Consider the following 11,603-nt stretch of genomic DNA (forward strand, 5'->3'; position numbering starts at 1 on the left):
CGAGCTGGTTAGGTGTGGACCATGGAATGGTTGACCCGGCTGCCGTGGATCGGGCCCCTGATCGCCCGCCTGATGCGCACCCACGTGTGGCGCTCGTACGAGACCCTGGACCGGGTGAGGTGGAGCCGGCTGGCCGGCGCGATCACCTTCACCAGTTTTCTCTCCCTCTTCCCGCTGATCACGGTGGGCGCGGCCATCGGCGCCGCCGTCCTCAGCAAACAGCGGATGCAGGAACTGGAACACAAGCTCGCCGAACAGATGCCGGGAATCTCCGGCAAGCTCGACCTCAGCACCCTCGTCGACAACGCGGGCACCGTCGGTGTCGTCGCCGGTGCCGCGCTGCTCTTCACCGGTCTGGGCTGGATCGGCTCCCTGCGCGAGTGCCTGCGCGCCGTCTGGGAACGCGAGGAGAGCCCCGGAAACCCGGTCCTGCTGCGCCTCAAGGACGCGGTCCTGCTGCTGGGCCTCGGCGGGGTCGCCCTGGTCTCGGTGGCCTGCTCCACGTTCGCCACGTCGGCCGTGGGCTGGGTCGTCGAGAAGGCCGGGCTGCAGGGCGTCGGCGGCCTGCTCACGGCGGCGGGCTTCTGCATCGCCGTCCTCGCCGACTTCCTGCTGATGTCCTACGTGCTGTCGCGCCTGCCGGGTGTCCATCCGGACCGGTGGCGGCTCGTGCAGGGCGCGTTGATCGGCGCGGTCGGCTTCGAACTCCTCAAGCTGCTGCTCAGCGGCTACCTCCAGGGAGTGGCGGCCAAGAGCATGTACGGCGCGTTCGGTGCGCCGGTGGCGCTGCTGCTGTGGATCAACTTCACCGCGAAGCTGACGCTTTTCTGTGCGGCGTGGACGGCCACCCCGCCGTCCCACGGGGCTCCGCCCCGGACCCCGGACCACGCTTCGCGCGGTGTCCTCAAACGCCGGACGGGCTGAATTTCGCGGCTGGGCCGCAGACCCGAAGCCACGGTCGGCAAGACCAGCCCGTCCGGCGATTGAGGACGCGGCCGCAGGCCGCTCCCGCCGCAGGCGGCGACGGAGGTCGGCCGTAGCAGTCCGGGGAAGCCCGTCCGGCTCGAGGACACCGCGTCAGCGCTTCTTGCGCACCAGTTCCGGCAGCGGGTGCCGGCGGTGGATCACGAAGCCCGCCACGCCCAGCGCGGCGAGCGCGCCGCCGGCGATGCCCACCGCCGTCCACATGCCGCCACCGGATCCGGTGATGGACGCCTGCGTGCTGTCGGCCGACGGGCGGCCGCCCGCCTTGTCACCGGACTTCCCCGCCCCGCCCTTCGGCGGCACCAGCACCCCCACCGGCTTGACGTGCCCGGCCGCCTCGAAGCCCCAGTCCAGCAGCCGCTGGGTCTCCAGGTAGACCTCGTACGGCTCGCTCTTCTCCGGGTTCATGACGGTGACCAGCAGCTTGCGGCCGTCGTGCTGGGCGACCCCGGTGAAGGTGTTGCCCGCGTTGGTGGTGGAGCCGTTCTTCACGCCCGCCATGCCCTTGTAGGCGGGCACGCCCTGCCCGGTGAGCAGCCGGTTGGTGTTGACGATGGTGGACGTCTTCCGCTGCTCGCCCGGCTTCTCCTCCTCCGGGAACTGCGCGCTGACCGTCGAGCAGTACTCCCGGAAGTCCGCCTTCTGCAGACCCGACCGGGCGAACAGCGTCAGGTCGTACGCGCTGGAGACCTGCCCCTCCTCGTCGTAGCCGTCGGGGCTGATGACGTGCGTGTCGTTCGCCTGCAGCTCGTCCGCGTGGGCCTGCATGTCCTTGACGGTCTGCGGGACGCCGCCGTTCATCGTGGACAGCACCCGCACCGCGTCGTTGCCCGAGCGCAGGAACACGCCCAGCCACAGGTCGTGGACCGTGTAGGAGGAGCCCTCGTGGACGCCGACCGCGCTGCTGCCCGCGCCCATGCCCGCCAGGTCGGACGGCACCACCTTGTGCACCTTGTCCCGGGGGAGCTTCGGCAGCACGGTGTCGGCGAACAGCATCTTCAGGGTGGAGGCCGGGGGCAGCCGCCAGTGCGCGTTGTTCGCGGCGAGGATCTCGCCGGACTCGGCGTCGGCGACCAGCCAGGAGCGGCCGCTGAGGTCCTTGGGCAGCTGCGGCGCGCCCGGTTCGAGCTGCACCTGGGGGCCCGGCCTGCCCAGCAGTTCGCCGCCCACCGTGGACATCCGGGCGGGCGGGGTCTTGGGGGCGCCCTTGCCGTCGGCCGGGTTGTCGGCGAGGGCGGGAGCGGCGGTCATCAGCGGGAGGAGCAACGAGGCGGCCGCCGCGAGGGCGGGGCGGTAGCGGCGCGTCGCGGCGTACCGCGGAGGGTGTGATGTCGTCGGCACGTCCGTGAACGTACCCCGCCGCCCACGGCCTGGGGATGGTGCCTCACCGGTGGGTGCCGCGCCCAGGGACCCGATAGGGGGAGTCCCTGCGGCCGAACGCATACTGAAACGCATGCAGAGCTCTACCGGAGACGCCCCCGGCGCCTCTCCCTCCCCCGCGGTCCTCTCCCGTCCCGTGTCCTGGTTCCTGCTCGCCTTCGGCGCCTGGAGCTGGGTCATCTGGATCACCTTTGCGAAGAATCTGTGGAAGGACGGCAGCGGGCTCGCCTTCGACGGCGCGGGTGACCCGACCACGTACTTCTGGGTGCATCTCCTGCTCGCGATCACCTCGTTTCTTCTGGGGACGGGCGTGGGGCTGATCGGGTTGCGCGGTGTGCGCGCGCTGCGGCGCAGCTCATAGCGGGACGTTTCCGGCCGCCTCCACCGACGGGCCCCGATCGCTTGGCCGATTCCCGGGACGTGCGGGCGATCGTGTGTTTGGGTGATGCGCATCACCGGGCGGAGGGGGCTGGGGGATGCGCGGGGGACGGTTACGTACGGGTGCGGCGGCGGCCGTGGGAGCGCTGCTGCTGCTGACGGCGGGGGCGGCCGGCTGCGGACTGGCGGGGCCGGGGGGCGGCGACGGCAGGCCCATCGTGGTCGGCACGACCGACACGGTCACGGCGCTGGACCCGGCGGGCGCCTACGACGTGGGCTCCTGGTCGCTGTTCGGCAACCTCTACCAGTCGCTGCTGACCTTCACCTCCGGCTCGGGCTCCCCGGTGCCGGACGCGGCGAGCCGCTGCGGCTTCCAGGGCGACGGCCTCCGCACGTACGCCTGCACCCTGCGCGACGGCCTGAGGTTCGGCAACGGCGACGAGGTGACCGCGAAGGACGTGAAGTACTCCTTCGACCGGATACGGCGGATCAACTCCCCGCGGGGACCCTCGGCGCTGTTCGCGACACTGGACACGGTGGAGACGGCCGGGCGGACGGTGACCTTCCGGCTGAAGGCGCCGGATGCCACGTTCCCGTTCAGGATCGCCACGGGCGCCGGGTCGATCGTCGACGCCGCCCGCTACCCGGCGGACGCCCTGCGGACCGGCGACGAGGCCGACGGCTCCGGCCCGTACGAGCTCAAGGCCTACCGGCCGGGTGTGAGCGCCGAGTTGGAGCCCGTCGACACGTACAAGGGCGCGGTCAGGCCCAAGGGCAGTGCCATCAGCGTGCGCTACTTCGGGTCGCCCGCGAAGCTGAGCGAGGCGTGGCGGCGGCGGGCCGTCGACGTGGCGGGGCGGCAGCTGCCGCCGGCGGACCTCGCCCGGCAGTCCCCGGCCGACTCCAGTGTGAAGATGATGGAGTCCTCGGGTGCCGCGACCCGCTCGCTGGTCTTCAACCTGCGGGACGGCTCGCCGGTGCGGCAGACCGCCGTGCGCCGGGCGGTCGCCGCCGTCGTCGACCGCGAGGCCCTCGCCCGCGACGTGCACCTGCGCACCGTCGAGCCGCTCTACTCGCTCGTACCGCAGGGCCTCACCGGCCACGCCACGTCCTTCTTCGACGCCTATCCCGCGCCGGACCCGGAGCGCGCCCGGAGCCTGCTGCTCCAGGCGGGCGTCACCATGCCGGTGAGCTTCGGCCTCGCCTACCCCCAGGGGGCCGCCGCCGACGACGAAGCGGCCCTGCTGAAGCGGCAGTTGGAGGCCACCGGGCTGTTCCGGGTCACCACCCGGCAGGTGGCGTGGAAGGAGTTCCTGGACGGCTACACCCGGGGCGCCTACGACACGTACTGCGTCAGCTGGCTCCCGGACTTCCCCGACCCGGACACCTTCACCGTCTCCCTCGTCGGCAAGGACTCCGCCCTCCACTCCGGCTACACCAACTCCCGTGTGGACCAGCTCATCCGCGCCACCCAGCGGGAGGAGCAGCGCGGCCGCACGTCCGACGACTTCCGCGCCATCCAGAGGATCGCCGCCGAGGACGTACCGCTCGTCCCGCTGTGGCAGAAGAAGGAGTACGTGCTGGGCGACGCCGACATCTCCGGCACCGAGTACCTGTCGGACGGCACCGGCACCTGGCGGCTGTGGCAGCTCGCCCGGATGTGATGATCCGTCAGAGGCCGTGCCGGTCCAGGAAGGACAGGATCAGCCGCTGCCACTCCTGCGGCCGCTCCGCCATGACGAGGTGGCCCGTCTCCAGCTCGGCGTACTCCGCGCCCGGGATCGCGTCCGCGAGCGCCCGCGAGTTGGCGGGGGACACCAGGGTGTCCCGCGTGGTGGCGACGACCAGGGTGGGCACGGAGATCCCCGCGAGATCGGCCGTGACATCGGTGCGCAGCACCAGGCCCGCCTGCTCGGCGGAACCGGCCGGAATGCCCTTGATCATCACGGTGTAGAGGGCGTGCAGCTGCTCCTCCGGCATGGCGTTGAAGAACTCCGTGCTGAAGCCGCTCAGTGCGAGGAACCGCGCGAAGGCCTCCAGGTCCCCGTCGGCCAGCAGCTTCTGCCACAGGTCCAGCGAGGCCCGCATCCGGTTGTCGGGCCTGGCCATGCCCGCCGTCAGCACCAGTCCGCGCACCCGCTCCGGATACCGGGCCGCGATGCGCACGGACACCATGGTGCCCATCGAGTAGCCGATCACGGTGAACGTCTCCAGGCCCGCCGCGTCCGCCCGCGCCACCAGCGCGTCGGCCAGCAGGTCGACGGTGAGGACGTCCGCCCGCGGGGTGGCGCCGGAGCCGGGGAAGTCGGGAGCCACCACGGTGTGACGCGCCATCAGGGGCGGGATCAGCGTCGTGTAGTTGCCCGCGATGCTGCCGCCCGCGCCGTGCGCGAGCAGCACACCGGGACCGGAACCGCGGACCGTACTCGAAAGGGGTATGGCCGAAAGGGATGTCGGGAGCTGTGTCATGCCGCCGAGCCTGCCATGTGACACGGTGTCAAGGTCAAGATCGGGACGGCCGGTCACGCGCGAGGGCCCGGCCCCCCGGAGCGGGGAGCCGGGCCCTCGGCGGGGCGTCCCGGGGTCAGTAGCGACGCGTGATCAGCGCGCGCTTGACCTCCTGGATCGCCTTGGTGACCTCGATGCCGCGCGGGCACGCGTCGGTGCAGTTGAACGTCGTGCGGCAGCGCCACACGCCGTCCTTGTCGTTCAGGATCTCCAGCCGCTGCTCACCGGCCTCGTCGCGCGAGTCGAAGATGAAGCGGTGGGCGTTGACGATGGCCGCCGGGCCGAAGTACTGGCCGTCGTTCCAGAACACCGGGCAGGACGACGTGCACGCCGCGCACAGGATGCACTTGGTGGTGTCGTCGAACCGCTCGCGGTCCTCGGCCGTCTGCAGCCGCTCGCGGGTCGGCTCGTTCCCCTTGGTGATGAGGAACGGCATGACGTCGCGATACGCCTGGAAGAACGGGTCCATGTCGACCACGAGGTCCTTCAGGACCGTGAGGCCCTTGATGGGCTCGATCGTGATCGGCTTGGCCGGGTTGAGGTCCTTGATCAGCGTCTTGCACGCCAGGCGGTTCTTGCCGTTGATGCGCATCGCGTCGGAGCCGCAGATGCCGTGCGCGCAGGAACGCCGGAACGTCAGCGTGCCGTCCTGGTCCCACTTGATCTTGTGGAGGCCGTCGAGGACCCGCTCCTTGGGGTCGATCTCCAGCTGGTAGTCCTGCCAGGTGGCCTCCGCGGAGACCTCCGGGTTGAACCGGCGGACCCGGAAGGTGACCGTGATGAGGTGCGAGGTGGTGGAGTCCGCCTCGAGCTTGTCCAGGGTCGGGGTTGCCATCAGTACTTACGCTCCATCGGCTGGTAGCGGGTCTGCACTACCGGCTTGTAGTCGAGGCGGATCGAGTCCTTGCCGTTCCCGTCGACCTCGCGGTACGCCATGGTGTGGCGCATGAAGTTGACGTCGTCGCGGTTCGGGTAGTCCTCGCGGTAGTGACCGCCGCGGGACTCCTTGCGCGCCAGCGCGGACACGGCCATCACCTCGGCCAGGTCGAGCAGGTTGCCCAGCTCGATGGCCTCCAGCAGGTCGGTGTTGAAGCGCTTGCCCTTGTCCTGGATGGACACGTTCCTGTAGCGCTCGCGCAGCTCGGCGATCTTCTCGACGGCCGTCTTGATGGTCTGCTCGGTGCGGAAGACCATGACGTTGGCGTCCATGGTCTCCTGGAGCTCCTTGCGGATGTCCGCGACCCGCTCGTTGCCCGTGGACTCGCGCAGCTTCTCGACCTGCTCGACGACGAGCTGCGCCGGGTTCTCCGGCAGCTCGACGTAGTCGGCCCGGTGCGCGTACTCGGCGGCGGCGATACCGGCCCGCTTGCCGAAGACGTTGATGTCCAGCAGCGAGTTGGTGCCCAGGCGGTTGGCGCCGTGCACGGAGACACAGGCGACCTCGCCGGCGGCGTACAGACCCGGCACGACGGTGTCGTTGTCGGAGAGCACCTCGCCCGCGACGTTGGTCGGGATGCCGCCCATCGCGTAGTGCGCGGTGGGCTGGATCGGGATCGGGTCCGTGTAGGGCTCGATACCGAGGTAGGTCCGCGCGAACTCGGTGATGTCCGGGAGCTTGGCGTCGAGCTGCTCCGGCGGCAGGTGGGTGAGGTCGAGGTAGACGTGGTCGCCCTCGGGACCGCAGCCACGGCCCTCGCGGATCTCCGTGTAGATGGAGCGCGAGACGACGTCGCGGGAGGCGAGGTCCTTCATGACGGGCGCGTACTTCTCCATGAAGCGCTCACCGTCCTTGTTGCGGAGGATGCCGCCCTCGCCGCGGGCGCCCTCGGTGAGGAGGATGCCCATGCGCCAGATGCCCGTCGGGTGGAACTGGAAGAACTCCATGTCCTCCAGCGGCAGGCCGCGGCGGTAGCAGGCCGCCTGGCCGTCACCCGTGAGGGTGTGCGCGTTGGAGGTCACCTTGAAGAACTTGCCGGTGCCGCCGGAGGCGTAGACGACCGACTTGGCCTGGAAGATGTGGATCTCGCCGGTGGCCAGCTCGAAGGCGACCACACCGGCCGACTTCTTGACGCCGTCGACCTCGGTGATCAGCTGGTCCAGGACGTAGAACTCGTTGAAGAACTCCACGCCCTCCTTGACGCAGTTCTGGTACAGCGTCTGGAGGATCATGTGGCCGGTGCGGTCGGCCGCGTAGCAGGCACGGCGGACCGGGGCCTCACCGTGGTTGCGGCTGTGACCGCCGAAGCGGCGCTGGTCGATGGTGCCGTCCGGGGTGCGGTTGAACGGCAGGCCCATCTTCTCCAGGTCGAGGACCGCGTCGATGGCCTCCTTCGCCAGGATCTCGGCGGCGTCCTGGTCGACCAGGTAGTCGCCGCCCTTGATCGTGTCGAAGGTGTGCCACTCCCAGTTGTCCTCCTCGACGTTCGCGAGGGCGGCGGCCATGCCGCCCTGGGCGGCGCCGGTGTGGGAGCGGGTGGGGTAGAGCTTCGTCAGCACCGCGGTGCGGCTGCGCTTGGTCGACTCGATGGCCGCGCGCATGCCGGCGCCACCGGCGCCGACGATGACGGTGTCGTACTTGTGGATCTTCATGGTCGCGTCAGCCCCGGGCTCTAGCGGATGTTCGGGTCGAAGGTGAAGATCACCAGCGTGCCCAGCAGGACGGTGAACACCGTGGCCGCGTACAGCAGGTTCTTCAGCCAGAAGCGGGTGGTGGGCCGCTCCGCGTAGTCGTTGATGACGGTGCGCAGGCCGTTGGCGCCGTGCAGCATCGCCAGCCACAGCATGACCAGGTCCCATGCCTGCCAGAACGGCGAGGCCCAGCGGCCCGCCACGAAGGCGAAGCCGACCTTGGAGACGCCGCCGTCGAGCACCAGCTGGATCAGCAGGTGGCCGAGGACCAGCACGACCAGGACGATGCCGGACAGCCGCATGAACAGCCAGCCGTACATCTCGAAGTTGGTGCGGGTCGCCTTGGGCGTCTTCTTGGTGCGCTTGCGCGGCGGCTCGATGACCGGAGCCGGGTGGTCCACGTCGTACAGCGACACGGAGTCGTTCACGGCGGGGGTGGTGTCAGCGGACATCTCGCGTCAGCTCCCGAACAGCGTGCGCAGCGTGTGCTGGAGCACGGGGTAGAAGGCGCCGGCCATCAGCACGACCCAGATGGCGACAACGGTCCAGAGCATCTGCTTCTGGTAGCGCGCGCCCTTGGACCAGAAGTCCACCGCGACGACCCGCAGGCCGTTGAGCGCGTGGAAGAGGATGGCGGCGACGAGGCCGTACTCCATCACATTGACAACAGGCGTCTTGTACGTCGCGACGACATCGTCGTAGGCCTCGGGGGAGACGCGTACGAGAGCGGTGTCGAGGACGTGCACGAACAGGAAGAAGAAAATGAGGACGCCGGTGACTCGGTGAGCCACCCATGACCACATGCCTTCCCGGCCGCGGTACAGCGTTCCAGCCGGCACGGAAAACCCTCCGGGAGCGGGGATCAGGGCCTGCCGGCTTCACTGTCAGCGGGCCCGGCCGGGTACGGTCCACCGGCCCTGGCCATCGTAGCGACGCCTTGTCGGTTCATGGTCGCCGGGTCGTCAGGTGTGGTCAAACACGCACGTACGGACCAGTGTGCGGGCGGGGAAAGGCCTTCCGGAGGGGCGCGAGGTGTCGCAGAGGCCCTGATTCCGGGGCGTGTAGGCGTTATGTCCCGTGGTGCTGCCGGGCATGACGGGCGTGCGTGCACGGGGTGTCGGGGGCCAGCCGGGCCAGCCGTCCGCGGGCCAGCCGGGCGAGTTCGGCGGCGGTGACGGCGGCCTCCTCGCCGACGGTGCCGGAGAGCCGGGCGCGGAGGGCGGCGAGGGCCCGGTCGAGGGCCTCGGCGGGGTGCCGGCCGTCCAGGCAGATCACGAAGACATGGCCGAATCTGTGCTCGTACGCGACCTGGGCCCGGCGTAACGCGGCGAGTGCCCCGGACCCGTCGGCTATGCCCGCGCCCGCGCGGCGGGTGAGTGCCTGGTCGCGCGGCCCCCGCTCGTCGGCCAGCGCCTCGGCGAGGTCGGCGGGCGAGAGGGCGTGGACGGCCCGGTCCGCGGCCCGGAGCAGGGCGGCGAGGTCGGGGTACGGGCGCTGGGCCACGAGGTGCCGGGCCCACTGGCGGCTGCCGCAGCAGGCGAGCAGGGCGGCCTCGGCGGCGCCGGGCGCCGCCGAGTTGAGGCGGTCGAGGCCGTGGCGGGCGGGTCCGTGCAGCGTGGTCTCCTCGGGAGCGCGGACGGAAGAGGTGCGTGCCCGTGCACACACCCGTGCGCGGGGGAAGAAACGGTGCGCAGGGCCGTACGGGCGAAGCGGGGCCGTGCGGTGGCGGGCTGCGGTTCGTGATGCGGTTGTGATGCGGGGACGCGTGAGAAGTCCACGGTCCGGCGTGCACACTGGGCCGCCACCGTAGCGATGGTTATCGGCCATTGTCCGACGGATGCGCGAATTTCCTTCGGACGGGGCGGCCCCGAGCGCGTGGTGGACGCCGCCGTGGGCGGGCGGCACGTACGGTCGCCACAAATGCCCCGAATAGGAGGCTTTGTTCCCATGGGCCTGTCACTCGGCATCACCCGGGCCGGTCTGGTGCGGGGCTCCGTCGCCGGAGTCGCCCTCGCCGCCACCATGACCCTCATGGGCTGCCCGCGCGACACCTCGGGCCACCACGGCCGCGACGACTCCCGCTCCGCCCAGGCCACCGCCACCCCGGGCACCCCCGCCCCCACCGTCCGGCAGGAACCGGTGGAGCAGGGGACCCCGCGCACCGTCCCCGCCGTGCGCTCCGCGACCCCGGCGCCCGGCCCCGGCTGGCGGCCCGCCCCCGGCGCCCGCGTCGTCACCGACCCGGCCGGTCCCCTCGCCGAGGACGCCCGCCGCCTCGCCGACGACCTCAAGCTCACCACCGCCCCCGGGCCCGCCCGCCCCGGCGACGTCGAACTCGCCCTCCGCCCCGGCGGGGGCGGCGGCCCCGAGGCGTACGAACTGACCACCCGCGACCACAAGGTGCTCATCACCTCCGAGGGCGTACCCGGAGTGTTCTACGGCACCCGCACCGTCGTGCAGGCCGTGCGCTCCGGCGGCGGGCTCCCCGAAGGCGTCGTGCGCGACGCCCCCGACCGCGCGCAGCGCGGCCTCAACCTCGACATCGCGCGCAAGTTCTTCCCCGCCGACTGGATCGAGGCCCGGCTGCGGGAGATGGCCGACCTCAAGCTCAACCAGTTCGGGCTGCACTTCTCCGACGACCAGGGCTTCCGCATCGAGAGCGACACCCACCCCGAGATCGTCTCCGCGCAGCACCTCACCAAGGCCGAGGTCCGCCGCATCATCGCCCTCGCGAACTCCCTGCACATCACCGTCGTCCCCGAGATCGACTCGCCCGGCCACCTCGGCGCCGTCATGCGCGCCCACCCCGACCTCCAGCTCCGCGACGTCTCGGGCACCGCCGCCCGGGGCGCGGTCGACATCGCCAACCCCGAGGCCGCGAACATCGTCGACGACCTGCTGCGCGAATACGCGCCGCTCTTCCCCGGCCCCTGGTTCCACCTGGGCGCCGACGAGTACCGGGCGCTCACCGTGCAGGACCCGCAGTCCTCCTACCCGGGCCTCGCCGACCTGGCCCACCGGAAGTACGGCGCCGCGGCCCGCGTCCAGGACCTCGCCACCGGCTGGCTGAACGACCGGGCGGCCGTGCTGCGCACCCTCGGCAAGAAGGCCAAGGCGTGGAACGACGGCTTCTTCCCCGGCGGCGTCGTCACCGCCGACAAGGACATCGAGGTCGAGTACTGGACGGGCAAGGAACTCGGCGCGCGCGACCCGGGCGACTACCTGAACGAGGGACGCACCGTCGTCAACCTCAACGACGAGTTCCTCTATTACGTGCTCGGCGAGCCGAACGACTTCCGGTACCCGACCGGGCAGCGGATCTACGAGCAGTGGTCGCCGGCGGTCCTGCGGGGCACCTCGCCGGTGCGGGCCGACTCCGCGGGGCGGGTGGTGGGGGGACGGCTGGCGGTCTGGTGCGATCGCGCTGACGCGCAGTCGCCGGAACAAGTGGCCTCCGGCCTGCACCTCCCCCTGGCAGCCGTCTCCCAACGCCTCTGGGACCCCCGCCCGCCCGCCCTTCCTTGGCCCACTTTCACCGACCTGGTGGGGAGGGTCCGCCCCACGTGACGCCTGCGGCGAGCTTTGTCCCCGGCTGCGGGCCGGTTCGCCGCCTGCGGCGGGGGCGGCCTGCGGCCGCGTCCTCAATCGCCGGACGGGCTGAATTGTGCGGACCGTAGCCAGCACATTCAGCCCGTCCGGCGGTTGAGGACACCGCGCGGGGCGGG

At 71.2% G+C, this 11,603-nt stretch carries 11 protein-coding genes; 4 read left to right on the plus strand and 7 right to left on the minus strand.

The features are described from left to right. Positions 1-21: 21 nt before the first annotated feature. A complete protein-coding gene (locus ACWD4A_RS28340; RefSeq protein ID WP_451198245.1) occupies positions 22-924 on the plus strand; it encodes a YihY/virulence factor BrkB family protein in 903 nt (300 codons plus the stop codon). A 153-nt stretch (positions 925-1,077) separates the two neighbouring features. Here the strand turns inward: ACWD4A_RS28340 and ACWD4A_RS28345 are convergent, their stop codons facing one another. Continuing rightward, positions 1,078-2,325, minus strand: coding sequence for a D-alanyl-D-alanine carboxypeptidase family protein (locus ACWD4A_RS28345; protein WP_451198246.1), 1,248 nt, complete (start codon positions 2,323-2,325; stop codon positions 1,078-1,080). 112 nt (positions 2,326-2,437) lie between these two features. Here ACWD4A_RS28345 and ACWD4A_RS28350 point away from each other — a divergent pair, with 112 nt between their 5' ends. Both ACWD4A_RS28350 and ACWD4A_RS28355 read left to right on the plus strand, forming a co-directional pair. Then, entirely contained in the window at positions 2,438-2,725 is a 288-nt protein-coding gene (locus ACWD4A_RS28350) for an SCO4848 family membrane protein (RefSeq protein WP_451198247.1), read from the plus strand. Between the two features lie 115 nt (positions 2,726-2,840). Next, positions 2,841-4,406, plus strand: coding sequence for an ABC transporter substrate-binding protein (locus tag ACWD4A_RS28355; RefSeq protein ID WP_451198248.1), 1,566 nt, complete (start codon positions 2,841-2,843; stop codon positions 4,404-4,406). 7 nt (positions 4,407-4,413) lie between these two features. Here the strand turns inward: ACWD4A_RS28355 and ACWD4A_RS28360 are convergent, their stop codons facing one another. The 6 genes from ACWD4A_RS28360 to ACWD4A_RS28385 all read right to left on the minus strand — a co-directional run bounded on the left by ACWD4A_RS28360 (position 4,414) and on the right by ACWD4A_RS28385 (position 9,543). After that, positions 4,414-5,142: an alpha/beta fold hydrolase gene (locus ACWD4A_RS28360; protein ID WP_451198250.1), complete on the minus strand. Its 729-nt coding sequence runs from the start codon at positions 5,140-5,142 to the stop codon at positions 4,414-4,416. Between the two features lie 184 nt (positions 5,143-5,326). Then, entirely contained in the window at positions 5,327-6,085 is a 759-nt protein-coding gene (locus tag ACWD4A_RS28365; protein WP_451198252.1) for a succinate dehydrogenase iron-sulfur subunit, read from the minus strand. Then, positions 6,085-7,839, minus strand: coding sequence for a succinate dehydrogenase flavoprotein subunit (gene sdhA / locus ACWD4A_RS28370; protein WP_451198254.1), 1,755 nt, complete (start codon positions 7,837-7,839; stop codon positions 6,085-6,087). The genes ACWD4A_RS28365 and sdhA overlap by 1 nt, the downstream gene beginning before the upstream one ends. Positions 7,840-7,859: 20 nt before the next feature. Then, on the minus strand, positions 7,860-8,330 hold the full coding sequence (locus ACWD4A_RS28375) for a succinate dehydrogenase hydrophobic membrane anchor subunit (RefSeq protein WP_451198256.1): 471 nt from the start codon (positions 8,328-8,330) through the stop codon (positions 7,860-7,862). A gap of 6 nt (positions 8,331-8,336) precedes the next feature. Continuing rightward, a complete protein-coding gene (gene sdhC / locus ACWD4A_RS28380) occupies positions 8,337-8,717 on the minus strand; it encodes a succinate dehydrogenase, cytochrome b556 subunit (protein ID WP_116213508.1) in 381 nt (126 codons plus the stop codon). Between the two features lie 229 nt (positions 8,718-8,946). Continuing rightward, positions 8,947-9,543, minus strand: a complete 597-nt coding sequence (locus tag ACWD4A_RS28385) for a 2-oxo-4-hydroxy-4-carboxy-5-ureidoimidazoline decarboxylase (protein WP_451198258.1) — start codon at positions 9,541-9,543, stop codon at positions 8,947-8,949. Positions 9,544-9,825: 282 nt separating this feature from the next. On the opposite strand from ACWD4A_RS28385, the gene ACWD4A_RS28390 reads away from it, so the two are divergent. Beyond that, positions 9,826-11,445, plus strand: a complete 1,620-nt coding sequence (locus tag ACWD4A_RS28390) for a beta-N-acetylhexosaminidase (protein ID WP_451198259.1) — start codon at positions 9,826-9,828, stop codon at positions 11,443-11,445. Positions 11,446-11,603: the final 158 nt, after the last annotated feature.

It is taken from the genome of Streptomyces sp. NPDC002537 (assembly GCF_053594975.1).

Coding starts and splice junctions, on each gene's coding strand:
- ACWD4A_RS28375 (WP_451198256.1), bottom strand. CDS start 8,330: ATGTCCGCTGACACCACCCCCGCCGTGAACGACTCCGTGTCGCTGTAC.
- sdhA (WP_451198254.1), bottom strand. CDS start 7,839: ATGAAGATCCACAAGTACGACACCGTCATCGTCGGCGCCGGTGGCGCC.
- ACWD4A_RS28355 (WP_451198248.1), top strand. CDS start 2,841: ATGCGCGGGGGACGGTTACGTACGGGTGCGGCGGCGGCCGTGGGAGCG.
- ACWD4A_RS28350 (WP_451198247.1), top strand. CDS start 2,438: ATGCAGAGCTCTACCGGAGACGCCCCCGGCGCCTCTCCCTCCCCCGCG.
- ACWD4A_RS28390 (WP_451198259.1), top strand. CDS start 9,826: ATGGGCCTGTCACTCGGCATCACCCGGGCCGGTCTGGTGCGGGGCTCC.
- ACWD4A_RS28365 (WP_451198252.1), bottom strand. CDS start 6,085: ATGGCAACCCCGACCCTGGACAAGCTCGAGGCGGACTCCACCACCTCG.
- ACWD4A_RS28340 (WP_451198245.1), top strand. CDS start 22: ATGGAATGGTTGACCCGGCTGCCGTGGATCGGGCCCCTGATCGCCCGC.